Origin of the sequence: Mesorhizobium sp. IMUNJ 23232 (genome assembly GCF_044326205.1) — a bacterium.
Taxonomy (GTDB): Bacteria; Pseudomonadota; Alphaproteobacteria; order Rhizobiales; family Rhizobiaceae; genus Kumtagia.
The window spans coordinates 1-22,827 of the sequence record NZ_JBIRCY010000035.1; the positions used below are offsets into that span (position 1 = coordinate 1).

Genomic DNA, 22,827 nt, shown 5'->3' on the forward strand with positions numbered 1-22,827 from the left:
TCCCCGAGCACCAGGGACAGCGGCCTGCCGTACCCCATCTCGGCCATGCCGACCAGCGTCAGCACGATGTGCTTCAGCGCTCCCCGGTATCGCTCGATTGTCGCACTCGCGTCTCCAAACTCCACCGATGCCTCCTCCAGACAAGGCTGGCATCCAATATGGAACATATCGGGAACATATGCAATGCTCCTAAGAAAATAATCCTTGGCGACGAGGGAAAGGCGAGGCTTCCGCCACGCCGTCAGCACAACATATTGAAAAGGCTTGGTTTTTTGAGAGGTGGGAAGCCCGCATCACAGCCTTCACGGTCTGCGCACAAGGCCAGCCGGAAAGAATGTCATGCTTGCAAAGCCAAGCGAAAACAGAGAGCTAATCGGAACCCGCGTGGATTTTGGCGCAACAAGCATGACCAAGGGGTGCTGCAAGCGGCTTTAAGATCGACCTTCTCTCCGGCCCTTCGGGCGTCCTTCAGATACGTATTGAGACGGAGGAGATCGCAAGCTTGGCTTGGCGTCCCTCTCCCTATGCCATCAGGTTCAAGGGGGGCAGACATTCGCGCCGGATTTTCGGAGCCGGCTTTGACTGCACGAGCGACGAGGCATGGATTCCCGACACTCTCCACTCGCTTCGCTCGCTCACGAGGTCGGGAATGACGACAGTCATAATGTGCCTCAGCTAATCTCCAACATCGGCGATTGGCGGACCTCCGACGCTTCGTTAATTTGGTGCGGAGCGGGCCGGAGGCCGGTCGAAAACAATGTCATGCCTGCAAAAGCAAATAGAATCAGCCCAGTGGCGGCAAGGCAGGTGGGTTTTCGCGCAACAAGCATGACCAAAGGAGCAGGCAAGGCCGACGAGCCGAGCGCCGGCGAAAAAGGCGCGGCAAGGCTTGCTTGCCGCGCCTCGGGTAAACACCGCGGGAGCGCTGCGCTCCGCAGTGAGTCAGATCACCTGGAAATCGGCGGCTGATATCGCCGGGTTGCCGGTCAGCGTGGCGAACTGGATGGCGATGCCGGCACCATTGCCGTCGGCGTCATAGAAGAGTTTGCCGGTGTCGGTTTCGTAGATGATGTGATCGTTGGAATCCTGCGCCGTGCCGGTGGTGTTTGACCGAAAATAGCCGGAAAGAAGCGCGCCGTTGGCTCCGACGGCGGCAAAGATGGCATTGTCCAGCCGGATCGTGTCGTCGGCCGCCGAGAAGTCGGCGATGGTGTCGATATTGGACGTGCCGAGCGCGCTGGAGAAGACGAAGAAGTCTTTCGCCGCGCCGCCGGTGAGCCTGTCCGACCCGGCTCCGCCATCGATCACGTCTGCGCCGTTCAGGCCGGAGATGGCATTGGCCGCGGAATTGCCGCTCAGCCGGTCGCGGCCGCGGAATTGCCGCTCAGCCGGTCGCCGAAACCGGAGCCTTCGAGGTTCTCGATGGAAATAAAGCTGTCGCCGGCCGCCTCGCCGGTGTTGCCGGCAGGGGCGGCGAGATTGACAATAACGCCCGCCGCCGCGCCGGCATAGGAGGCCGTGTCGGCGCCGTTGCCGCCATTGAGATAGTCCGCCCCAACGCCACCGGCAAGGACATCGTTGCCGTCGCCGCCGCCAAGCTTGTCGTCGCCGTCGCCGCCCTGCAGGACGTCGTTGCCGCCAGCGCCGCGAAGCACATCGATGCCGCCGAGACCGGTCAGTGTGTTCATGCCTGCATTGCCGTCGAGCGTGTCGTTGAAGGCGGAGCCTGAGAGGTTCTCGATGGAGTTGAAAGTGTCGCCCTTGGCCTCGCCGGCATTGAGCGATGGATCGGCGAGGTTGACCTTCACGGCGGCGGCCGCCTGCGCGTAGGAGGCGGTGTCACTGCCTGTGCCGCCGCTCAAATAGTCGGCGCCGAGGCCGCCGTTCAGCGTATCGCTGCTATTGCTGCCGAACAGCCTGTTAGCGACAGAATTGCCGATCAGCGTGTCCGCGAAGGCGGATCCTATCGAATTCTCGATGCCGGTGAGATAGTCGCCTTCCGCGTCACCAGTTCCATCGCGTTGGAATGCAATCTTGAGATCGACTAGGACGGCAGACTTTGAAAGCGAGTAGCTGACGGTGTCTTGCCCGTCACGGCCGAAGAGATAGTCGCCCTCAGCGCCACCCTGCAACACATCGTTAAATTTGGAACCGCTCAGGTAGTCGTCATACGCGCCGCCAATAAGTGTGTAGCCCGACGTCGTGTCCGACCTTTGGACATATATTCTGTCGAGAGCGGAGTTGGATAGATCAAGGACGCCACCGGCACCTTCCAATTCGAGGACGATTCCATCGGGTGTCGGGCCGGCGATCTGTTCAAATTTTGAGAGGATGTCGATGGTGGCGATCACCTTGCCCTCGATGGACAGGTTTTCGACGCCGACAACGGTCCTGCCCACAAGATTGGCGTATTCCGATTTCAGCGTGTCTACACCGCCGCCGCCGTCGAACACGCCCGTTTCGTATTCGTCGTTGGCGGAGAAGAGGATGTCATCACCTTCACCGCCGTAAAGTTCGTCTCGCCCTCGAACGCCAGTCCCGAGGATATCGTTGCCGTCGCCTCCGATCAGGACATTTGTGGCGGAGTTTCCGTCGAGGACGTCGTCGAAGACCGAACCGGTGAGGTTTTCGATGGAGTTGAAAGTGTCTCCGGCGGCAATGCCGTCATTAGAGTCGGGACTGGACAGGAATACCCGCACGGCGGCAGCCGCATCTGCGTATGACGCGGTGTCGATACCCGCGCCGCCGCTGAGATAGTCGGCTCCTTCTCCGCCTATTAGCGTATCTCTGCCATCGCCGCCACCAAGCGTGTCGTCTCCGGCCCCGCCCAGCAGCGTGTCGGTGCCGGCTGCGCCGCGAAGCAAATCAGAGCCATTCAGGCCGGTCAGGATGTTGGCGCCGGCATTGCCGTCGAGCGTGTCGTTGAAGGCCGAGCCTTCCAGATTTTCGATGGAGTTGAAGGTGTCGCCCTTGGCCTCGCCAGCGTTGAGCGACGGATCGCTGAGATTGACTTTAACGGCGGCGGTGGCCTGCGCATAAGAGGCGGTGTCGCGACCCGCTCCACCGCTGAGATAGTCGGCGCCGCCGCCGCCATTCAGGATATCGTCGCCGTCGCCGCCGGAGATCGTGTCATTGCCGCCGAGACCCGACAGCATGTCTTCGCCGGCTGCACCGGAAATCTTGTCCGCGAAGACGTTGCTGCCGTTCCAGCTATCCGCGTCGACCGTGCCATCAAAAATTGACGAATCTAGAATCTGACCACGAAGGGTATAAGCAGCGGCCTCCCACGAGCCCCAAGTCACCAACAGGCGGCCGTCGGACATGGCAGAAACCGCTGGCCCGGACTGATTACTTTCCGCCCTCGTATTGACGATGAAATCATCACCCGAGGGCGTCCCGTCAGCAGCAAACAGGCGTGCGCGAATGCACGAGCCGTCACCGTCGCCTGAATCCCAGGAATCCCATACGGCCACAAAGCGTCCATCAGGCAATGCCACGACGGAAACGTTGCGTTGGTTACCTTCGGTCGTCGATGCCAGATTGAAATCGGGACCTATGGCCTGACCATTTGCGTCAAAGACACGACCACGAGCATCCAGGTCGGGATCGGCTTGACCAGGACTTTCTTCCGATCGCCATACAACGACAAAACCGCCATTAGGCAATGCGGTTGTCACGGATGCGTTCTGAAAACCGGCGCCTGAAGTATTGACAGTAAACGCCTGTCCAGAAGGCTGCCCATCGGCATTAAAAATTCGTCCCTGAACTCCACTGAGGTCACCGTCTCCAGGCACACTTTCTGAATCCCATGAAACCAGGAAACGACCGTCCGCAAGCGCGGTGGTGGACGGTGAGCCGTACGGAGCGCCGTGGATTGATACGACGAGTTCGTTACCAACAGGAGCGCCTGACGCATCAAATATGCGAGCGCTAATCGCCTCAAAGGAGTTCTCTCCTCCTGAAGAATGCCATGTCACGACGAAGTGACCGTCTGGCAGCGCCGCAACCGAAGAAGTAAACTGCAATTCATCAACCGGATCGTTTACGACAAAGTCGGCTCCGGACGGTTGTCCATCAGCGTCGAATACACGAGCACGGATACAGTCGCTGGTACCGTCCCCTGTATCCCGGGATTTCCAGGTGGCTACGAAGCCACCATTCGACAAAGCCGAAAGTGAAGGGTTCTCTTGTCCATCCACGATCGTGGAATTGACGATGAAGTCATCGCCGAGTTTTTGACCGTCGGCACTAAAAATTCTTGCGCGGATGTCGAATCCGCTCTCTTCAAGCCCGTTGTGCTGCCATGTCGCCACGATGCGGCCGTTGGCGAGTGTGGTCAGCGAGGGGGAAAAATTGTCTCCCCATGTCGACTGCACTCCGAATTCAGGTCCGACAAATTTGATCGGCATTCAATTTCCCCCTGCTTGCGCTGCCCACGATATTCCTGGACGATTGTCGTCTCATATTGATGATCGAATAAAGGCCCTATTGCGCAAATACAAGGCAGGGACGAAAGGGTTCTCCGCTATCTCTTTGATTGCGTCTTTTCGGCAACTCGGCACTAATACCGAACAGTTTCGAATAGTTGTCCAAAAGTCGCCACATCGGTCAATATAGTGTATGCGCTGTCCCGTGACGCTGCGTCACGTCCGATTCACCACGCTCGAAGTTCCAACATTTTCCACCCCCGCTGGCATTTGCAAATAGTCATACAATTCGCCCTGTCCCGTGTTGACCTTTCAACGGTTTCGGCCCTATTTTTCGGGACGCGCAGAAAACCCGTTTGGTGGGCGAGAGGAGTTCTCCCGGACGGGCGCGGGCGCGAGGGTAGGAACCGCAATCCGGCCGTTCGCCGGGGGCAAATGGGAGGAATCACGTGCTCGACGATCTTATCGAGGAATCCAGAACGCGCCGCGACATCTTCAAGGCGATCGGCGCCACCGCGCTTGCCGGCGCGCTGCTCGGCTCCGCCGGCTTCGACCCGGCGATGGCGCAGGAACTCAAGCCCTCGGGCAAGCCGCTGAAGGCTGCCATGGGCAATGCCGGCCTGCAGGCAAGCTGGTGTGCGCAGGGCAAGCAGGCGGCGGAAGCTTGGGCCAAGCTCATGAACGTCGAAATCACCTGGTTCGACGGCGAATTGTCCGCCACCAAGCAGCGCGCGGCGGTCGACAACCTTGCCACGCAGAAATGGGACTTCGTCGCTCTGCAGACCTTCGGCATCGGCACGCTCAACGACCCGATCAAGAAGGTGATCGATTCGGGCACGCCGGTCATCGCCATGGACACGATGATGGCGCCTGAGGGTCAGCTCGCGCTGCACACCTTCATCGCGCCGGACAACATCTTCATGGGCTCGGTGGTGACCAACGAGCTGATGAAGAAGATCGGCGGCAAGGGCAACGTCGTCATGACCCAGGGCGCGCTCGGCCATACCGGCGCCCAAGGGCGCGCCAAGGGCTTCAAGGAGGTCATCGCCAACTATCCGGACGTGAAGCTGGTGGACGACCAGCCGGCGGATTGGGACGTCACCAAGGTCGCCCGCATCTGGGAATCGCTGCTGACCAAATATCCGGACATCGCCGGCGCCTTCTTCCACAATGACGACATGGCGCTGGCCGCGCACAACGTCATGAAGGCCAAGGGCCGCGAGGGCATCTTCATCGGCGGCGTCGACGCCATGCCGCCGGCGGTCAACGCCGTGCTCGACGGCACCATGGTGGCGACCGTGCGCAATCCGTCCTGCCGCATCCATGGCTGGGCGGTCGCGGCCGGCGTGGCGGCGGTCAATGGCGGCGAGAAGACCGGCAAGGATATCCCGAACTATATCTGGGCCGACGGTCCGGTCATCACCGCCGAGACGGCTCCCGGCCATCTCTGGCTGCAGAAGAATTTTCTGATCTGACCGGCCGCGACTTTGGCTGACAATGCTTCGATAGCGGCCGGGGGCTCGACCGAGTCCCCGGCCAATTCATCCGCCGCCATGCCGATCCTGGAAATGGTCGGCGTGTCGAAGGCTTTTGGTGGCGTGCATGCCTTGCGCGACGTCGATTTCGACCTCGCCCCCGGCGAGATCCACGGGCTGGTCGGCGAGAACGGCGCCGGCAAGTCGACGATGATGAAGATCATCGCCGGCGTCCATCACGGTTTCGAGGGCGACATGCGGGTCGACGGCAGGAGCGTGCATTTCCGCTCGCCGGGCGAGGCGCTGGCCGCCGGCATCGGCATGGTGCACCAGGAACTGTCGATCGTGCCGGATTTGACGGTGGCCGAAAACGTCTTCCTCGGCGTCCAGCCGCTGGTCGCCGGCGGCGTCGTCGACTGGCGCCGCATGCGCCGCGAGGCGAGGGTGCAGCTTGCGAGCCTCGGGCTCAATATCGAGCCGACAGCCCGCATGGGCAGCCTGCCGGTCGGCATCCAGCAGCTCGTCGAATTGTCGCGCGTGCTGTTTTCCGGCGCAAAGATCATCATTCTCGACGAGCCCACCTCGGCGCTGTCGCCACCGGAAGTGGCCCGCCTGTTCGAGGCGCTGCGGCGGCTGAAAAGCCAGGGCCGCACCATCGTCTTCATCTCGCATTTCCTGGACGACGTGCTGGCGATTTCCGACCGCGTCACCGTGTTCCGCAACGGCCGCAAGGTGGTGACCGAGCGGACGCAGGCGCTGACCAAGGATTCCATCATCGGATACATGATCGGCCGCGGCTCGGTCGACATGCATATGGGCGAAAGCTCGGAACTCAGGGGCGACGATGCCAAGCCCGTCGTGCTGGAAGCCAGCGGCCTGAGCGACGGACAGATGGTCCGCGACGTTTCGCTAAAACTCAGGAGCGGTGAGATCACCGGCGTCTACGGCTTCATGGGCTGCGGCCAGGTCGAGCTGTCGCGCATCCTGTTCGGCAAGGGTTTTTTGCGCGCCGGCAGTCTTGTGCTGAACGGCAAGCCGGTGCGCTTCGGCTCGACCGCGTCGGCGCGCCGCGCCGGTATCGCCTACCTGCCGGAGAGCCGGCGCATGATGCTGTTTCGCACCGAACAGGTGTTCAAGAACATCTCCATCGCCATACTGGGCCGTATCCACCGTGTTCTGCTCAAGCCGCGCAAGGAGCGGGACATCGCGGTGAGGCATATCGAGGACCTGCAGATCAGGCCGCCGCGTGCCGACATCGCGCTCGGTAATCTCTCCGGCGGCAACCAGCAGAAGGTAGCTCTGGCCAAGTGGCTGACGGAACTGCCGAAGGTGCTGATCCTGTCCGAGCCGACGCGCGGCATGGATGTCGGCGCCAAGGAGGACGTGATCCGCATCGTCAAGTCGCTGCGCGACCGCGGTGTGGCTATCCTTGTGCTGTCGACCGAGCCGGAGACGATTTTGACCTTGGCCGACCGGGTGACGGTGCTGAAGCGCGGCGTGGTGGCAAAGGAATTCACGCGCGGCCACATCGACAAGACGGACCTGCTCGATGCGGCGTGAACGGCGCGAAACGGATACTTCGGGGGAATTGGGATGAGCATGGCGACCGAAACGGCGCGGCCGTTCGAACTGAAGCGGTTCCTCGCCGAGCAGATGCGCAACATCGCGCCGGTGTTCACGCTGATCGTGCTGGTGATCTTCTTTGCGACCCAGGCCGAGAGTTTCCGCACCTTCGACAATTTCATGAACATTTTGAGCCAGGCCTCGATCACCGGCATCATCGCGGTCGGCCTGACCTTCGTGATCCTGACGGCCGAGATCGACCTGTCGGTGGCGGCTATAGCCAATGCCATAGGCATATTGGTGGCCTATTTCACCATCCAGCCCGAATACGTGAACATCGCCAACCTGCCGATGCAGGGCTGGATCGCCATCATTTTGACGCTTGCCGCCTGCCTGACGCTGGGGCTGGTAACCGCCTTTGGTGTGGTGGGTATCGGCATCCCTTCCTTCATCATGACGCTGGCCATGATGCAGATCGCCAACGGCATGTCCGCCATGCTGGTGCGCGGCCAGATCGCCTATAATTTTCCCGACCTGATCACCACGCTGGGCTCGGGCACGATCCTCGGGGTCAAATGGTCGATCGTGGTCTGTCTGCTGTTCATGCTGGTGGCGCATCTGGTGCTGACCTACACGCGCTTCGGCCGCTACGTCTATATGGTCGGCGGCAACCGCGAGGCGGCCGAGTATTCCGGCGTCAACGTCAAGATGATCATCGGCGCCGTGATGGTGATTTCCGCCATGTGCTCGGGCATCGCCGGCATGATCGGCGTTGCCTATTTCGGCTCGGCGCAGCAGAACCAGTTCGACACTTTTCTGCTCGACGCGATTGCCGCGGTTGTTGTCGGTGGCACCAGCCTCTTCGGCGGGCGCGGCGGCATCGGCAACACCATCATCGGCCTGATGGTGCTGGGCGTGCTGAACAACGGGCTCGACCATATCCAGATCGATAGTTTCCTGAAGATTTTGATCCGCGGCCTGATCCTGCTGGCCGCGCTGGTAATCAACGTCTACGCCCAGAAGCTGAGGGAAAGCGCGCGGGAGTAAGCATCCGGTTCGCCCAAGGCGAATTGGAAGGTACGGTGGACCTTTCAAAGGATGCGAACGCCCGAGGCCGTAGCCGAGGGCAGGAGCGGTTCTGGTTGAAGTTCCTGGAGGATTCGTCGTGAAGAAGATCTTGAACGACCCGTTCAGCTATGCCGAAGAGACGCTGAAGGGGCTTTGCCGCGCTTATCCGCAATATTATCAACTGGTTGAAGGTACGACGCGGGTGATCGCCCGGGCTGGTGGGCCGGTCAAGGGCAAGGTGGGGATAGTCTCGGGAGGCGGCTCGGGCCACCTGCCGATTTTCACCGGTTATGTCGGGCCGGGGTTTCTGGACGCGGTCGCCAGCGGCGACGTCTTTGCGTCTCCTTCCGCCGACGAGATGGCCACCGCCATGCGCGCTGCCAATGGCGGGGCAGGGGTGCTCAGGCTCTACGGCAACTATGGCGGCGACGTCATGAATTTCGACATGGCCGGCGAAATGGTTGAGTTCGATGAGATATCCTCGACGACCGTGCTGCTTGCCGACGACGTGGCGAGCGCCCCGATTGCCGAGCGCGAGAAAAGGCGCGGCGTGGCCGGTATGGTGCTGACCTTCAAGATCGCGGGAGCTGCCGCCGATGCCGGGCTTGATCTGGATGAGGTGACACGGGTTGCGCAGAAAGCGGCGGACGGCTGCCGCACCATGGGCGTGGCGCTGTCGCCCTGCACCGTGCCACAGGCCGGAAAGCCAACTTTTTCAATCGGCGACGACGAGATGGAGGTCGGCATGGGCATCCATGGCGAGCCCGGTGTGAAGCGCGAAAAATTGAGGCCGGCCAGGGAGATAGCCGATGCGATGCTGGATCCAGTGCTGGCGGACCTGTCGCTGCCGCGAGGCGAGCGGGTCACGGTGCTGGTAAACAGCCTGGGAGCCACGCCGGTAGAGGAACTTTTCATTCTCTACGACCGGATCGCCGACCGCATCGAGGATGCGGGGCTGAAAATCGCCCATCCGCTGGTGGGGCGCTATGCGACCTCAATGGAGATGGCGGGCGCCTCGCTGACCGTCCTGCCGCTGGATGGCGAGTTGGAGAAATTCTTGACCGCGCCGGCGGCCTGCGCCTTCTGGAAGGTGTGACCATGGCGCTAACGGTCAATTCGCTGCGGCAGGGGGTGGCGAAAATTCTGGCAGCGCTGGAGACCGAGCACGAAAGGCTGACCGCTCTCGACGGCCAGATTGGCGACGGCGACCTGGGGATCACGCTGATAAAGGCGTTTCGCGAACTCGACCGCATCAAGGATACCTGGCCGGACGACGTCGGCATGGCGCTGATGCTGGGGGCAGGGGCGGTGTCCAAGGTGTCGAGTTCCAGCTTCGGTACGTTGCTGGCGACCAGCATGATGGCGGCGGCGAAGTTGACCAAGGGAAGGACCGAGGTCGCCTGGAGCGAGGTGCCGGGTTTTCTCGACAAGGCTGTCGAGGCGATGATGGCGCGCGGAAAAGCCAGCCTCGGCGACAAGACCGTCATGGACGCGGTGTCCGGCGCGGCTAGGACTGGCGCCGGCAAGGACGATCCGGCGGAACTGCTGGCGGCGCTGCGGCAGGGCACGGATCAGGCGATGGCCGAATTCCGTGACAAGCCGAACAAGATCGGGCGGGCGCGGATTTTTGCCGAGCGCACCATCGGCATGGAGGATCCCGGCATGGTGGCGTTCAAGGTGATGATCGACGCGGTTTGAGTTAGCGAGCCGGCTACTCCTCAAAAAAGCCGTCACGGTGGGGCGGCTGCCTGCGTTTCACATCGGCGACATGGTGCGCACTATCTCTCCAGGACAATTCGGAGTACAGAAACTGAATCGGGCTGGAAACCGCCTGGGATCGAACACAGGCCGGATGCCTCGCATCGACAGCGGCCGATCCCGTTTCTCAAGTGTCGGATGCCGTTCGGCACAACGATCTGGCCAAACACGTCAGGTTTCGCGTGATCTTGGGAAGTTTTCGTTCGATCGTATCAGCGTCTTCCCGCAGAATGCCGACGACGGTGTGTTTCATCAATTCTTTCAACTGCTTGGAAAAATGATGCCGGCACCATGGGCGGCACGCCAAGGCACGGCTTTTTGACAGGCCGGAGGCCGTCGAGGATCTCGCGTCGAACGGGCACAACCCGGCGGTGGTAAGAAACGCCGCCTTTGATCGAAAGCGGGCAGAAGCGGCCAAATCGCCGCAATTTTCCAACTTATTTTGGCCGAGCGAATCTGTGTGATGTTGCACACAATGTGTTGTTATTGCCAATTCGATTCGATTCATCGCCTTTCGCAAGCACCTGAATCACTGCGCAATACAGTTTCTGAACTTGTTTGAAAGTTCAACATGTCTCCTAAGGGGCACAAGGCAAGTTGCCAAAGGAGAAAGACAATGACCAGCCCCAGGAGAGCGGAAGCCGCTTCCCATATATTCGACGTCATGACAATCGCCCGCGCGTTCGGGCCGAAGTTCGGCCAGGCAGCGGGTTTCGTGCACCGCGCAATCCGCATGAGGCAGGGCCGTGCCAGGCTGCATGCGATGCCGGATCACATGCTGAAGGACATGGGTATCGCGCGCTGCGAGATCTCGTCCTCGACGCGTTTCCGTAAGGCGGCGTCCGCGGAATGGCTGCGGCCGTCCGGCGAATGACCCGCTGAGTTTCCCGCAACCGGCGCGGCGAAGCGAACCGGCTTGAAAGCCGGTCCCAGTCCGCCGCGCCACCTCGTCTGAACCACATCAACGCATCCGATCCGTGGACGGCGCGAAGCCGTTGCGGCCCCTGCGCGCCGCCGGATCGTCAAAAAGGAACTATGACCATGGCTACCCTGGATTTCAGCAAGGCAACCGCGTCCCTCGACATGGCGGACCCCAACCTTGTCACCTTCAGCAAGGGCGGAGCAACGCTGCCGTTCTACTTCAATTATCTCACCACAGCCGGGAGTTCGGTCGTGCTGCAGGGTGAGAACATGACCTATGGCGCGGACGGACGGCCGGTGTCCGGCACCGTCACCAAGATCGAACTGGATACCGGCGCCTATGACGCCGCCCGGCCGGAACTCGTCATCACCGGCATCTCCCTCGAACCGCAAGCCCTGCTCGCCGGTCCGGACAGTTTCTGGCGCTTCCTCGAAGGCAATGACGTCATCACCGGCGCCTCGCTGGCGACTGCCGGTCCCGACGACGAGTTCAAGCTGTTCGGCGACGGTATTTCCGCGCGGGCCGGGGCGACCGGCGGCAACGACATCATCCAGCCCGGCGACGCCCAGACCACCGCGATGGGCGACGTTTCCCAGGTCGGAAGCAGGAGCACGACTTCCGCTCTCGTCGACTACCGTGGCGGCGTGGACGACATCACCGGAGCCGCCACCACGGCGTTCCAGTCCTTCTCCGGCGATGCCGAAGTGCTTTTTGCTTCCGGAAAACTCACCGGCGGCAACGACACCATCTACATTCAGTCGACACACGCGCAGTCGATGGCGGTCGGCGACGTCGTGATCGTCGAGGGCATGAGCGGCCGGGTGGCCCAACTGGTCGGCGGCAACGACTACATTGCCGCTGGACCTGATTTCCACGGGACGCTGATCGGCGATGCCGCCGCCCAGAATACCGACACTTTGGTTTACGGTGGCGACGACCGGATCGATGGCGGCCTGGTGCGCGATGAAATCTACGGCGACGTCCGGTATGTCACCGGCGGGCGGCTCTATGCCGGCGACGACCGGCTGAGCGGCAACAATGGCGACGACGTCATCTCCGGCGAAGCCGAGCGGATCGAGAACGGCTCGCGCGTCGTCGGCGGCAACGACACCATCTATGGCGGGGCCGGCAATGACCGCATCTATGGCGAATCGGCTTTCGATTCCGGCGCGCTCATCGTCCGTGGCGACGACCTGATCTTCGGCGAGGCGGGCGAGGACGATATGTTCGGCCAGACCGGCAACGACCAGCTTTATGGCGGCGCCGACGCCGACCGCCTCTATGGCGGCACGGGCAATGATTTTCTGGATGGCGGCACCGGTCTCGACACCATGGAGGGCGGCGCCGGCAATGATTTCTACGTCGTCGATACCATCGGCGAAGTGGTGATCGAGTCAGTCGGCCAGGGCACCGACACGGTTCTCAGCTTGCTCAACAGCTACAAGCTCGGTGACAATTTCGAGAACCTTACCTCGCTCGCGACCGGCGATTTCATCGGCATCGGCAACGACTTGGCCAATGTGATCGAGACCGGCGCCGGCAAGGACGCCATCGGCGGACGCGGTGGCAACGACGTGCTGATCTCCGGCGGCGGCGACGACCAGCTTCACGGCGAGGACGGCAACGACGTGCTCGACGGCGGGGCGGGCCGCGACCGCTTCGAAGGCGGCGACGGTTTTGACACCATCAGCTACGCCAGCGCGGACAAGGGGGTGCGTTTCGCGCTCGACAATACGTTTGCCGGCACCGGCGATGCGGAGGGCGACAACCAGCAGGGGATGGAGGCTCTAGCCGGTTCCAATTTCGACGATGTGCTTCGCGGCGACAGCCTTGCCAACAAGCTCACGGGCCGCGGCGGTGCCGACTTGCTCGCCGGCGGCGACGGCAATGACGTGCTCTTCGGCGGCGCCGGAAAGGATTCGCTCAGCGGCGGCGGCGGCAACGACAGGTTCGACTATCTGGCGCTGAGCGACGGCGGCGACACGATCCGCGAATTCCAGAATGTCACCGGCAACAACGATACGCTGCGTTTCGACGGCGATGTCTTTGGCGGTCTCGCCAAGGGCGCGCTCGCCGCAAAACATTTCGTCGCGAACGCCGCCGGGGTTGCGACGACGCTCGACCAGCATTTCATCTACGAAACCGACACCGGCATCCTGCGCTACGACGCCAACGGCTCCGCCGCCGGCGGGGTGACGGTGATCGCGACGCTGACCGGAGCGCCGGGCCTGACGGCGGCCGACTTCTTGATCATCTGAGGCGAGCCTCGTTTCGTTAGAGCCGGCCGCGGCGACCGCGGCCGGCTCAGGATTCCGGCAACAGGCCTGGCAACTCCTTCAGAAAAGCGTCGCGGGCGACAAGGCCGGAGCCGATGGCCTCGCGCTTTTCCGTCTGGATCAGCCGGGCGAAGACAATCGTCCGATCACCGCGCGTCGCCCAGCCGACGAACCAGCCATAGGCGCGGTCGCGGTCCGGCGAGCCGTCGGGTTTGCGCGAAAAGGCGGAGCCGGTCTTGCCGTGCAACTGCCATCCGCCGGGCAGCGGCGGCTGGGCGGTGATCGCCGCGGTCATGTCGTAGGCGGCGGCCGAGACCGGCAGTTCGCGCCGCACCAGCTTGCGGAGGAACTCGACCTGCTCGACCGGCGAGATTTTCAACGACGAGGCGATCCACGAACGCTCGAGGCTGTTGTTCTTGCCGGGATCGCCGGAAACGTCCTCGTTGCCGTAGTCGAACGCTTCGACATAGCCGCGAAAACGCGCCTCGCCGAGGTTCTCGGTAATCCGCTGCGAATACCAGACGACGGAATTTTTCATCCATGCGGCCGGGTCGATGTCGGTGCGCCAGGCCTTGATCCAGTCCGGATAACCCTCACGGAACGGCAACGGGGGCGCGTGCTCGTCGTTCAGGAAACCGGAATCGTAGCCCATCAGGGCGAGCGGGATCTTGAAGGTGGAGGCCGGGGTGACGCGTGTCTCGCAGTCGCCCTCCTGCACCAGCATCTTGCCGCTGGCGGCGTCGGCCAGCGCCGTGCACAGGGTTTTGGCTTCGGCCGGCAGCGTGAGCAGGGCGAGGGCGAAAGTGATCAGGATGCGCATTTCCGGTTTCCAGTTCTACCGATGCCCGCCATTGGGCAGCGGTAGCGCGGGATGGTTAAGCGACAGTGACTGCGACCGACAGGCAAACCTCTGACGTTGCCGGTCGACAAAGCAGGAACGCCGCCGGGGAACAGGTCATGCCTGGAAAGGACAGCCGGGACATGGGGTTGGCAGGTGCGCAACCCGATTTGGGCGCCACCAACCGGACCAAGGGTGTCGGGAGGCCGGACATTGTGGCGGTCCGGCCATCACGGGAAGCTGATCAGGGAGCGCCGACCATCCGGCTCGGGATTCGAGCCGCGTCCGGGGCGCGAATTTGGGCGTCGCGAATTTTCTCGCAGGAATAGGAAAAAAGTCCTTGACGGCGTGACGGTGGTCTGGTAGGGTTCAGTTATCGTCCGAAAAGTGTGAGTGGCGCGAAGCGGCGGAGGCAGACGCTCCCGACGCGGGTTGGCGCCGCCCCTCATCCGGCCCCTCGGGCCGTCCTGCGGACCTCCCCGTGAACGGGGAGAAGGGAGCCGGCCGCACCGTTCGACCTCAATCGGGAAAATAAAATGCCAAAACAATCGCCGCCCAAAGGGCAGGTGAAACGCCCCCTGGCGCGCCAGCGGGCGCTGCGTTTGCTGGCGGAAGGCGCGAAGCCGACGCTGGAGCTTCTGGCCGACGCCAGTACGCTGTCTGTACGGACCCTGCGCGCCGACGCCGAGCGCGAAGGCTGGCAGCTCGACCGCGAGCCGGAGCCGGACATATTGGCGCGGGTGCGCGCCATATCGCTCGGGCTGCTCGGCAAGGTCGAGGCGGTGCAGGCGGCGAGCCTGGAGGAAGGCAAGAAGATCGACAAGCAGGAGATCGACGCCATGCTGGCGATGATCCGCGGCGTGGAGAAGATCGACGAGATCATGCGGTCCGACGAGGCCGCCAAGGGAAATCAGATCAGGAACGATGAAGACGTCGCCGATACGCTCGATCGCATTAACGAACGGATTGTCCAGCTCGCGATGGAAATCGCAGCAGGCATGGTCGCACGGGCATCTGGGCCTGGCGGGGGCGAAGCTGGCTGATGGCGAATGGATATCCTTCGCCCATGGCGAGCAATATCCGCTGCTGCTCGGCCTGCCGCCAATCTGGCTGGTCAGCGGCGGGCGCGGGGCGGGCAAGACGCGGCTGGGCGCCGAATGGGTCAACGCCGTGGCGCGCGGCCTGCCGCCCTTCGCGGTGGCGAAGCGCAGGCACGCGCTGATCGCGCTGGTGGGCGAGACGCTGGGCGATGTGCGCGAGGTGATGGTGGAGGGACCGTCCGGCATCCTCGCCACGGCGCGAAAAACCCGCGCCCGCTTCGAGCCGAGTCGCCGCCGTGTAGTCTGGGAGACCGGCGCGGTGGCGCATATGTTTTCCTCGGAGGACCCGGAAAGCCTGCGTGGCCCGCAATTTCACGCCGCCTGGTGCGACGAGCTGGCGAAATGGAAAAATGCCGAGGCGACCTTCGACATGCTGCAGTTCGGACTGCGCCTGGGCGCGCTGCCCAGGCAGGTCATCACGACGACGCCAAGGCCGACGAAGCTGATGAAGCGGCTGATGGCCGACCCTTCAGTGGTGGTGTCGCGTTTTACTACGGCAGGGAACATGAAAAACCTGGCGCCGGGGTTTATCGTCGCTTTGTCGGAGCGTTATCGCAATTCCAGGCTCATCCGGCAGGAGCTCGACGGCGAGTTGATCGAGGATCGCGAGGACGCGCTGTGGTCGCGCGAGCTGGTCGAAAAGGCCTATGCGGCCGAGGCGCCGGAGGTCGGGCGCATCGTCGTGGCGGTCGATCCGCCGGCGAGTTCGCGGCGCTCCTCCGACGCCTGCGGCATCGTCGCGGCGGGAAGGGCGGCTGACGGGCGGATCGTGGTGCTGGCCGACGCGAGCATGCGGGCGGCGAAGCCGCAGGCCTGGGCGAATGCCGCGGTGAACCTATTCCATCGGCTGGAAGCCGACTGCATCGTCGCCGAGGTGAACCAGGGCGGCGACATGGTGAGCGCGGTGATCCGCGCGGCGGACGCCTCGGTTCCGGTCAGGGCGGTGCGCGCCCGGCACGGAAAATGGACGCGGGCCGAGCCGGTGCAGATGCTCTACCAGCAGGAGAGGGTGGTTCATGCCGGCCGCTTCCCCGCGCTGGAGGACGAGATGTGCGACTTCGGCCTAGACGGTCTTTCCGGCGGCCGCTCGCCGGACCGCGTAGACGCGCTGGTCTGGGCGGTGAGCGAGTTGACGCCGGGGCGCGCGGGAGAGCCGAGGGTGAGGACGATTGGGGATTAGTGTTTCTTTGTGCTCACATTGTCATTACGGCGCATTCTGCTATGATCCGGAGCAAGGAGTTCGACGATGCCTGCTCTGAAGAAAGAAAACCTGAATGTGCGCATGTCGCGCGAGGAACTTGACTTGATCCGGCGCGGCGCTTTGGCAAGCGGCAAAACCTTGTCGGCGTTTGTGCTGGAGGCTGCGTCGGCGCAGGCCGAGAAGGCTGTGCTCGACCAGCGCTTCTTCCATCTCGACGCCCAGCTATTCGATGAGATCGAGGAAATGCTGTCGAAACCGGGCAAGCCGCGGCCAGAACTGGTCGAATTGTTCAAGGCGGCGAACAAGGTCAAATGGGCGAACTCGGGCGGCTAGGCCTTTTTCCGCCCGAACTGCTGACGCCGGATCATCGGGTCGCCGATTTTACCTGTGGCCGCCCGACGCTGGACGTCTGGCTGCGCGACATGGCGCTGCACAACCAGCGTGAGAACTATACGCGGACCTTCGTTGTGCGGGACGCCGCCATGGAGGTCAAAGGGTATTATGCCCTGTGCGCCGGCGTTCTGTTCAGGAAGGAAGCACCGAAGGCTCTGGCGAAACACGGTGCACCGACCGAACTGCCGATCGCGCTGCTGGCGCGGCTCGCGGTTCACAACGATGTCAAAGGCAATGGACTGGGGCGGATACTGCTTGCGCACGCACTTCAAACCACCTGCCTGGCTGCGCGTCAGGTAGCGTTTCGTGCCATGGTGGTCGATGCGCTCGATGAGGAGGCGGCCAAATTCTACCGCCGGCTTCATTTTCAGGAAACCAAGATCAACCCGCTCAAGCTGGTCCTGCCGATCACTGATATTCTGCAGTCGATCGCGGCGGCGGAGCGAGACGAGGAATAGGCAGTAGGCAGTAGCAAGAAGATCTCGCCACTTTCTCTTCCGACTGCCCATTGCCCACTGCCCCGCCAATCAAGGAAACACCGATGCAACTGAAATGGCCCTGGCGCGGGAGCGCCCGGAACGGCAAGGGCGTGCCAGAAATCAAGAGCGGCGGGCTGGGTTTCGTCGCCTTGCACATGCAGGCGGAGGCCGCGTGGACGCGGCGCGACTATGCGGGCCTGGCGCGCGAGGGGTTCATGAGGAACCCGGTCGTGCACCGCGCCGTGCGGCTGATCGCCGGGACGGCTTCGGCAGTGCCGTGGCTGCTCTATGACGGCGCGGCGGAACTGTCGCAGCATCCCCTGCTCACGCTGCTGGAGCGGCCGAACCGAAGGCAGGCGGGCGCGAGTTTTCTGGAGGTGCTCTACGGGCATTTGCTGATCTCCGGCAACGCCTATGTCGAATTGGTCGAGGCCGGAGAGGCGTTGCGCGAGCTGCATCTGCTACGGCCCGACCGCGTGTCGGTGGTTTGTGATGGGCAGGGCTGGCCGGTGGCGCTGGACTACCGGACCGACAAGGGACGGCGCAGCGTGCCGGCAGGGGCAGCGCAGGACGGCGGGGCGCTGCATCTCAATCTGTTCCATCCGCTCGACGATATCCACGGCTTTCCGCCGCTGGAGGCGGCGCTCATGGCGCTGGACACCCACAATGCGGCGGGGCGCTGGAACAAGGCGCTGCTCGACAATTCGGCGCGGCCCTCCGGCGCGCTGGTCTATGCGCCGAAGGATGGCGGCAACCTCACCGACGAGCAGTTCGACCGGCTGAAGGCCGATCTGAAGGAACAGTATTCCGGCGCGGCGAAGGCGGGAAAGCCGCTGGTGCTGGAGGGCGGGATGGACTGGAAGGTGATGGGCCTGTCGCCGAAGGACATGGATTTCATCGAGGCGAAGAATTCGGCCAGCCGCGACATCGCGCTGGCCTTCGGCGTGCCGCCGATGCTGCTCGGCGTTCCGGGCGACAATACCTACGCCAACTATCAGGAGGCGAACCGCGCCTTCTACCGCATGACCGTGCTGCCGCTGGTGGCGCGCACCGTGCGGGAGTTTTCCGCCTGGCTGGCGCCGGTTTTCGGCGACGGCCTGCGGCTTTGGTACGACGCCGACCAGGTCGACGGACTGGCCGTCGAGCGCGAGGCGCTGTGGGCGAGGGTGGGGGCGGCCGGTTTCCTCAGCGACGACGAGAAGCGGGAGGCGGTTGGATACGGCAGTAGGCAGTAGGCAGTAGGCAGTAGGCAGTAGGGAAGCGTTCGGAGGCATTTTCCTCGACTGCCTATTGCCGACTGCCTACAGCCCCTACGACAGGAATTCCAACAATGACAGACTTCAACGAGGCGGCCTGGCTTTGGGTCGCCAAGGGAGCGGGCGCGGTTGCCGGCTCGGCGATCTCGCTTGCTTACATCCTGCCGACCGGGCGGCGCGAGGCGGCGGTGCGGTTTGCCGTCGGACTGGTCTGCGGCCTGGTCTTCGGCGGCACGGCCGGCCTGAAGATCGCCAGCGAACTCGGCATCGAGAAGATCATCGGCACGGGCGAGACGGCATTGATGGGCGCGGCGGCGGCCAGCCTTTGCGCCTGGTGGGCGCTCGGCCTGCTGCAGCGGGCCTTCAGCAATGGCGGCATAGGCCGCCTCTTCAGGAGCGGCAAATGACCGGACGGGTTCAGGACAGGGCGCGCGAGCGCAAATACGCCGGCTTCAGGCTGGCCGGGGTGGAACCGGACGGCGCTTTCAGCGGCTATGCCAGCCTGTTCGACACGGTCGACCTGGGCAAGGACATGGTGGTGCGCGGCGCCTTCGCCCGTTCGATCCGCGACCGCGGCGCGGCCGGCATCCGTATGCTCTACCAGCATGATCCGGCCGAGCCGATCGGCGTGTGGACCGAGCTTCGCGAGGACACGCGCGGCCTGTTCGTGCGCGGCCAACTTGCGAAAAACGTCGTTAGGGCACGAGAAGTGCTGTCGCTGATGCGCGCCGGCGCGCTGGACGGGTTGTCGATCGGTTTTCGCGCCGTGAAGGCGAGCAACGATGCCAAGACAGGTGTGCGTCGCATCGTCGAGGCAGATCTGTGGGAAATCTCGGTGGTGACGTTTCCGATGCTGCCCGGCGCGCGCGTCGAGGCCGTGAAGGGCCGCGGCGCGCTGCCCACCATCCGAACATTCGAACGCTGGCTCACGCGGGATGCGGGGCTGTCGCGTGGCGAGGCCCGCACGGTGATTGCCAAGGGCTACGCCAGCCTGCTGGGCCTGCGGGACGCCGCCCCGGGGACGACGGAAGACCTCGTGAACAGGCTTCGCGAGGCGACACGATTCATGCATCCAACACGAAAGACAAAACCATGACGGAACAGACAGGCCCGCAAGGGCTGGAACGCAAATCGGCCGACGGCGCCGACCTCGCCGAGGCCTTCGGCGACTTCATGTCGACCTTCGAGGCCTTCAAGGAGGCCAATGACGAGAAACTGGCTGACATCGAGCGGCGCCTCGGCGCCGATGTGGTGACCACCGACAAGGTCGAGCGCATCTCCAAGGCGCTCGACCAGCAGAAGCGGGTGCTGGACGATCTTTCGCTGAAGCGGGTACGCCCGCAGCTTGGCGACGGCGGCCGAAGGGCGGCGCCCTCGGAGCACAAGGCGGCTTTCGACGCCTATCTCAGACGCGGCGACGAGCGGGCGATGCGCACGCTAGACCTGAAGGCGATGTCCATCGGCTCCGGCGCCGATGGCGGCTACCTGGTGCCGGACGAGATCGAGGCGGAGATCGGCAAGCGGCTGGCGCAGATCTCGCCGATCCGCTCGATCGCCTCGGTGCGCCAGGTGTCTTCGGCGGTGCTGAAAAAGCCGTTCTCCAAGACCGGGCCGGCGGTCGGCTGGGTGGCAGAGACGGCGGCGCGGCCGCAGACCAACTCGCCGGCGCTGGAGGAGATGCAGTTTCCGACGGCCGAGCTCTACGCCATGCCGGCGGCGACGCCGGCGCTGCTGGAGGATGCGGTGGTCGACCTCGACCAGTGGATCGCGGCCGAGATCGAGACGGCCTTCGCCGAACAGGAAGGCACCGCCTTCGTCAATGGCAACGGCACCAACAAGCCGAAGGGCTTTCTCGCCTACAACATCGTTGCGGAGAGTAGCTGGGCCTGGGACAATATCGGCTACATCGCCACGGGCGTCGCCGGCGCGCTGCCGGCGAGCAATCCGTCGGACAAGCTGATCGACCTCGTCTATGCGCTCAAGGCCGGCTACCGGCAGAACGCCAACTGGGTGATGAACAGAAAAACCCAGGCGGCGATCCGCAAGCTGAAGGATGCCGACGGCAACTATCTCTGGCAGCCGCCGGCCACGCCCGGCAGCCGCGCCATGCTGATGGGCTTTCCGCTGGTCGAGGCCGAGGACATGCCCGACGCCGCCACCGACGAGACGCCGATCGCCTTCGGCGATTTTGCCCGCGGCTATCTGGTGGTCGACCGGACGGGCGTGCGCGTGCTGCGCGATCCGTATTCGATCAAACCCTACGTGCTGTTCTACACGACCAAGCGGGTCGGTGGTGGAGTGCAGGATTTCGACGCGATCAAGCTGCTGAAATACGGCACGACCTGAGACAGTGCGGGCTTTCCGGCGGGCGGTAGCGTCCGCCGGGCAATGAAAACGGCACTTAGCCGACGGGCGGTCACTCCTCCTTGCGCCCTGCGTCGCATGTGCCGTCGCGGCCCCGGTTTTCTCCCAACCGGGGCCGCTGCTCTTTTGACAATGAGGTTTTTGATGACACTGGTTCTCACTGGAGCGCCGGAGGCGGAACCCGTGACGGTTTCGGAGGCGAAAAGCTTCCTGAGGCTCGCTGGATCGTCCGAGGACGCACTGATCGAGGGGCTGATCCGCGCAGCCCGCGAAGATCTGGAACGGACGACGGGTCTGGCCCTGATCGACCAGAGCTGGCGACTGGTGCTGGACGCCGTTCCGCGCGGCGACATGGTCGTGCTGATGCGCCATCCGGCGAAGGAGGTCATAGCCGTGACCGCCTATGGGACGGAAGACGAGGCTTCGCTGGTCAGTCCCGACGACTACCAGGCCGATCTCGTCTCACGTCCGGCGCGACTGTCCTTTCGCAAGCGGCCGGAGCCGATGCGGGCCATGAACGGGCTGGAGATCGATTTCCGTGCCGGTTTCGGCGAGGCGGGGACCGATGTGCCCGATCTGCTGCGCCGCGCCATCCTGGTGCTGGTGGCGCATTGGTACGAGTTCCGCGCCAGTTATGGCCCGGACGAGCAGCCGGTTTCCTATCCGCCCAATTATGAGCGGATGATCTCCGGCTATCGCGACCGGAGGCTGTGATGAAAGCGGCGTTTATCGATCCCGGCGCGCTGCGCACCGAATTGTCGCTGCAATCGGCGGTGCTGACCGGTGACGGCCTCGGTGGCCACGCGGCCGTCTGGCAGGACGTCGCCACAGTGTTCGGGCTGGTCGAACCGCTATCGCAGGCGAGCCGCTTCGGCGCCGGGCAGGTGCAGGAAGAGAACACGCATCGGGTCACTATCCGGCGGCGCGATGGCGTCGCCCCCGGTATGCGTTTCGTCAGCCAGGCGCGCGTCTTCGACATCCTGACCGTTCATGATCCCGACGAGACGGGACGCTATCTTGCCTGTCGGGTGAGGGAGGCAGAGTCATGAAACTCGCAATGCGACTGACGCTCGACGGCTTGATTCGGGCTCTGAGGATGCAGGCGCAACAGCTTGCCGACGATGTGGAATTTCCCGGCGCGGCTTCCGATATGGAAGATGAGGCGGTCGCCGCGCGTGGCCGACAGCGGCGACGCCCAATGACGGGAGCGGACGATGACGCAATCCGCCGCTGAACTGCAGAAGGCGATCTTCGCCGCGCTTGGCGGCGATGGACCACTGGCTGCGCTGCTGGGTGCGGCAAAGATCCATGACCATGCCCCGGCGCATGTCGGGTTTCCCTACATCACCTTCGGCCGCACCAGCGTGTTCGACTGGAGCACCGGCACGGAGAGCGGCGACGAGCATCTGTTCACGCTGCACATCTGGTCCAAGGTGCAGGGCAAGAAGGAAACCATGGCAATCATGGAGCGCGTAAAAGCGCTGCTGCATGATACTCCGCTGGAACTCACCGGCTATCATCTTGTCAGCCTGCGGCTGGAGTTTTCCGAGGCGCGCTTCGACGAGGATGCGTCGGTACATCATGGGCTGATGCGGTTCCGGGCGCTGACGGAGGCCGCTTAGCGCGGAGTATATCGAGCTTCGGCCGCAACCTCTTTCAGGACAAAGGGGATGTGAGAGGCGCCAACCTCATTGCGAATTTTTACTT

General features: G+C 63.4%; 23 protein-coding genes. 19 read left to right on the forward strand and 4 right to left on the reverse strand.

Translation table 11 applies throughout. The annotated features are described in order from the left end of the window. Nucleotides 1-942 precede the first annotated feature (942 nt). The gene (locus tag ACH196_RS23095; protein ID WP_396649354.1) at nt 943-1,359 is read right to left on the reverse strand and encodes a hypothetical protein; all 417 of its coding nucleotides are present in this window, start codon (nt 1,357-1,359) and stop codon (nt 943-945) included. After that, nucleotides 1,356-4,409 (reverse strand): calcium-binding protein, encoded by a 3,054-nt coding sequence (locus tag ACH196_RS23100; protein ID WP_396649289.1) that lies wholly within the window; start codon nt 4,407-4,409, stop codon nt 1,356-1,358. Before ACH196_RS23100 ends, ACH196_RS23095 begins: the two co-directional genes overlap by 4 nt. Nucleotides 4,410-4,876: 467 nt before the next feature. On the opposite strand from ACH196_RS23100, the gene ACH196_RS23105 reads away from it, so the two are divergent. From ACH196_RS23105 to ACH196_RS23125, 5 genes are all read left to right on the forward strand, one after another. Continuing rightward, nucleotides 4,877-5,902, forward strand: coding sequence for a sugar ABC transporter substrate-binding protein (locus tag ACH196_RS23105; RefSeq protein ID WP_396649290.1), 1,026 nt, complete (start codon nt 4,877-4,879; stop codon nt 5,900-5,902). Between the two features lie 78 nt (nt 5,903-5,980). Then, nucleotides 5,981-7,462, forward strand: coding sequence for a sugar ABC transporter ATP-binding protein (locus ACH196_RS23110; RefSeq protein WP_396649355.1), 1,482 nt, complete (start codon nt 5,981-5,983; stop codon nt 7,460-7,462). Between the two features lie 33 nt (nt 7,463-7,495). Beyond that, entirely contained in the window at nt 7,496-8,512 is a 1,017-nt protein-coding gene (locus ACH196_RS23115) for an ABC transporter permease (RefSeq protein WP_396649291.1), read from the forward strand. A gap of 118 nt (nt 8,513-8,630) precedes the next feature. Further along, the gene (locus tag ACH196_RS23120; RefSeq protein WP_396649292.1) at nt 8,631-9,629 is read left to right on the forward strand and encodes a dihydroxyacetone kinase subunit DhaK; all 999 of its coding nucleotides are present in this window, start codon (nt 8,631-8,633) and stop codon (nt 9,627-9,629) included. Nucleotides 9,630-9,631: 2 nt separating this feature from the next. Next, complete coding sequence (locus tag ACH196_RS23125; RefSeq protein WP_396649293.1) at nt 9,632-10,231, forward strand: dihydroxyacetone kinase subunit L; 600 nt, start codon at nt 9,632-9,634, stop codon at nt 10,229-10,231. Between the two features lie 187 nt (nt 10,232-10,418). On the opposite strand, the gene ACH196_RS23130 is transcribed toward ACH196_RS23125, so the two are convergent. Next, nucleotides 10,419-10,799: a hypothetical protein gene (locus ACH196_RS23130; RefSeq protein ID WP_396649294.1), complete on the reverse strand. Its 381-nt coding sequence runs from the start codon at nt 10,797-10,799 to the stop codon at nt 10,419-10,421. 108 nt (nt 10,800-10,907) lie between these two features. On the opposite strand from ACH196_RS23130, the gene ACH196_RS23135 reads away from it, so the two are divergent. Both ACH196_RS23135 and ACH196_RS23140 read left to right on the forward strand, forming a co-directional pair. Beyond that, nucleotides 10,908-11,165 carry a DUF1127 domain-containing protein gene (locus ACH196_RS23135; protein ID WP_396649295.1) on the forward strand — a complete coding sequence of 86 codons (258 nt, stop codon included), beginning with the start codon at nt 10,908-10,910 and terminating at the stop codon, nt 11,163-11,165. A gap of 167 nt (nt 11,166-11,332) precedes the next feature. Then, a complete protein-coding gene (locus ACH196_RS23140; RefSeq protein ID WP_396649296.1) occupies nt 11,333-13,471 on the forward strand; it encodes a calcium-binding protein in 2,139 nt (712 codons plus the stop codon). Nucleotides 13,472-13,517: 46 nt separating this feature from the next. Here the strand turns inward: ACH196_RS23140 and blaOXA are convergent, their stop codons facing one another. Further along, nucleotides 13,518-14,309 carry a class D beta-lactamase gene (blaOXA, locus tag ACH196_RS23145; RefSeq protein WP_396649297.1) on the reverse strand — a complete coding sequence of 264 codons (792 nt, stop codon included), beginning with the start codon at nt 14,307-14,309 and terminating at the stop codon, nt 13,518-13,520. 554 nt (nt 14,310-14,863) lie between these two features. On the opposite strand from blaOXA, the gene ACH196_RS23150 reads away from it, so the two are divergent. From ACH196_RS23150 to ACH196_RS23205, 12 genes are all read left to right on the forward strand, one after another. Next, complete coding sequence (locus tag ACH196_RS23150) at nt 14,864-15,370, forward strand: hypothetical protein (RefSeq protein WP_396649298.1); 507 nt, start codon at nt 14,864-14,866, stop codon at nt 15,368-15,370. Then, nucleotides 15,342-16,607 carry a DNA-packaging protein gene (locus ACH196_RS23155; protein WP_396649356.1) on the forward strand — a complete coding sequence of 422 codons (1,266 nt, stop codon included), beginning with the start codon at nt 15,342-15,344 and terminating at the stop codon, nt 16,605-16,607. The genes ACH196_RS23150 and ACH196_RS23155 overlap by 29 nt, the downstream gene beginning before the upstream one ends. 66 nt (nt 16,608-16,673) lie before the next feature. Next, the gene (locus ACH196_RS23160; protein ID WP_396649299.1) at nt 16,674-16,961 is read left to right on the forward strand and encodes a DUF1778 domain-containing protein; all 288 of its coding nucleotides are present in this window, start codon (nt 16,674-16,676) and stop codon (nt 16,959-16,961) included. A gap of 89 nt (nt 16,962-17,050) precedes the next feature. Continuing rightward, nucleotides 17,051-17,479 carry a GNAT family N-acetyltransferase gene (locus ACH196_RS23165; RefSeq protein ID WP_396649300.1) on the forward strand — a complete coding sequence of 143 codons (429 nt, stop codon included), beginning with the start codon at nt 17,051-17,053 and terminating at the stop codon, nt 17,477-17,479. Nucleotides 17,480-17,562: 83 nt separating this feature from the next. Beyond that, entirely contained in the window at nt 17,563-18,735 is a 1,173-nt protein-coding gene (locus tag ACH196_RS23170) for a phage portal protein (RefSeq protein WP_396649301.1), read from the forward strand. Between the two features lie 95 nt (nt 18,736-18,830). Beyond that, the gene (locus ACH196_RS23175; RefSeq protein ID WP_396649302.1) at nt 18,831-19,163 is read left to right on the forward strand and encodes a DUF6107 family protein; all 333 of its coding nucleotides are present in this window, start codon (nt 18,831-18,833) and stop codon (nt 19,161-19,163) included. After that, nucleotides 19,160-19,852 (forward strand): HK97 family phage prohead protease, encoded by a 693-nt coding sequence (locus tag ACH196_RS23180; protein WP_396649303.1) that lies wholly within the window; start codon nt 19,160-19,162, stop codon nt 19,850-19,852. Before ACH196_RS23175 ends, ACH196_RS23180 begins: the two co-directional genes overlap by 4 nt. Further along, nucleotides 19,849-21,102 carry a phage major capsid protein gene (locus tag ACH196_RS23185; RefSeq protein ID WP_396649304.1) on the forward strand — a complete coding sequence of 418 codons (1,254 nt, stop codon included), beginning with the start codon at nt 19,849-19,851 and terminating at the stop codon, nt 21,100-21,102. The genes ACH196_RS23180 and ACH196_RS23185 overlap by 4 nt, the downstream gene beginning before the upstream one ends. Nucleotides 21,103-21,264: 162 nt before the next feature. Next, the gene (locus tag ACH196_RS23190) at nt 21,265-21,834 is read left to right on the forward strand and encodes a head-tail connector protein (protein WP_396649305.1); all 570 of its coding nucleotides are present in this window, start codon (nt 21,265-21,267) and stop codon (nt 21,832-21,834) included. Beyond that, nucleotides 21,834-22,169 (forward strand): phage head closure protein, encoded by a 336-nt coding sequence (locus ACH196_RS23195; protein ID WP_396649306.1) that lies wholly within the window; start codon nt 21,834-21,836, stop codon nt 22,167-22,169. Before ACH196_RS23190 ends, ACH196_RS23195 begins: the two co-directional genes overlap by 1 nt. 8 nt (nt 22,170-22,177) lie before the next feature. Beyond that, nucleotides 22,178-22,354 carry a hypothetical protein gene (locus ACH196_RS23200; protein WP_396649307.1) on the forward strand — a complete coding sequence of 59 codons (177 nt, stop codon included), beginning with the start codon at nt 22,178-22,180 and terminating at the stop codon, nt 22,352-22,354. Next, complete coding sequence (locus ACH196_RS23205; RefSeq protein WP_396649308.1) at nt 22,335-22,742, forward strand: DUF3168 domain-containing protein; 408 nt, start codon at nt 22,335-22,337, stop codon at nt 22,740-22,742. Before ACH196_RS23200 ends, ACH196_RS23205 begins: the two co-directional genes overlap by 20 nt. Nucleotides 22,743-22,827 lie beyond the last annotated feature (85 nt).

Coding starts and splice junctions, on each gene's coding strand:
- ACH196_RS23115 (WP_396649291.1), top strand. CDS start 7,496: ATGAGCATGGCGACCGAAACGGCGCGGCCGTTCGAACTGAAGCGGTTC.
- ACH196_RS23205 (WP_396649308.1), top strand. CDS start 22,335: ATGACGCAATCCGCCGCTGAACTGCAGAAGGCGATCTTCGCCGCGCTT.
- ACH196_RS23195 (WP_396649306.1), top strand. CDS start 21,834: ATGAAAGCGGCGTTTATCGATCCCGGCGCGCTGCGCACCGAATTGTCG.
- ACH196_RS23125 (WP_396649293.1), top strand. CDS start 9,632: ATGGCGCTAACGGTCAATTCGCTGCGGCAGGGGGTGGCGAAAATTCTG.
- ACH196_RS23170 (WP_396649301.1), top strand. CDS start 17,563: ATGCAACTGAAATGGCCCTGGCGCGGGAGCGCCCGGAACGGCAAGGGC.
- ACH196_RS23175 (WP_396649302.1), top strand. CDS start 18,831: ATGACAGACTTCAACGAGGCGGCCTGGCTTTGGGTCGCCAAGGGAGCG.
- ACH196_RS23190 (WP_396649305.1), top strand. CDS start 21,265: ATGACACTGGTTCTCACTGGAGCGCCGGAGGCGGAACCCGTGACGGTT.
- ACH196_RS23110 (WP_396649355.1), top strand. CDS start 5,981: ATGCCGATCCTGGAAATGGTCGGCGTGTCGAAGGCTTTTGGTGGCGTG.
- ACH196_RS23100 (WP_396649289.1), bottom strand. CDS start 4,409: ATGCCGATCAAATTTGTCGGACCTGAATTCGGAGTGCAGTCGACATGG.
- ACH196_RS23140 (WP_396649296.1), top strand. CDS start 11,333: ATGGCTACCCTGGATTTCAGCAAGGCAACCGCGTCCCTCGACATGGCG.
- ACH196_RS23150 (WP_396649298.1), top strand. CDS start 14,864: ATGCCAAAACAATCGCCGCCCAAAGGGCAGGTGAAACGCCCCCTGGCG.
- ACH196_RS23160 (WP_396649299.1), top strand. CDS start 16,674: ATGCCTGCTCTGAAGAAAGAAAACCTGAATGTGCGCATGTCGCGCGAG.
- ACH196_RS23165 (WP_396649300.1), top strand. CDS start 17,051: ATGGCGCTGCACAACCAGCGTGAGAACTATACGCGGACCTTCGTTGTG.
- ACH196_RS23200 (WP_396649307.1), top strand. CDS start 22,178: ATGCGACTGACGCTCGACGGCTTGATTCGGGCTCTGAGGATGCAGGCG.
- blaOXA (WP_396649297.1), bottom strand. CDS start 14,309: ATGCGCATCCTGATCACTTTCGCCCTCGCCCTGCTCACGCTGCCGGCC.
- ACH196_RS23130 (WP_396649294.1), bottom strand. CDS start 10,799: ATGAATCGAATCGAATTGGCAATAACAACACATTGTGTGCAACATCAC.
- ACH196_RS23185 (WP_396649304.1), top strand. CDS start 19,849: ATGACGGAACAGACAGGCCCGCAAGGGCTGGAACGCAAATCGGCCGAC.
- ACH196_RS23135 (WP_396649295.1), top strand. CDS start 10,908: ATGACCAGCCCCAGGAGAGCGGAAGCCGCTTCCCATATATTCGACGTC.
- ACH196_RS23180 (WP_396649303.1), top strand. CDS start 19,160: ATGACCGGACGGGTTCAGGACAGGGCGCGCGAGCGCAAATACGCCGGC.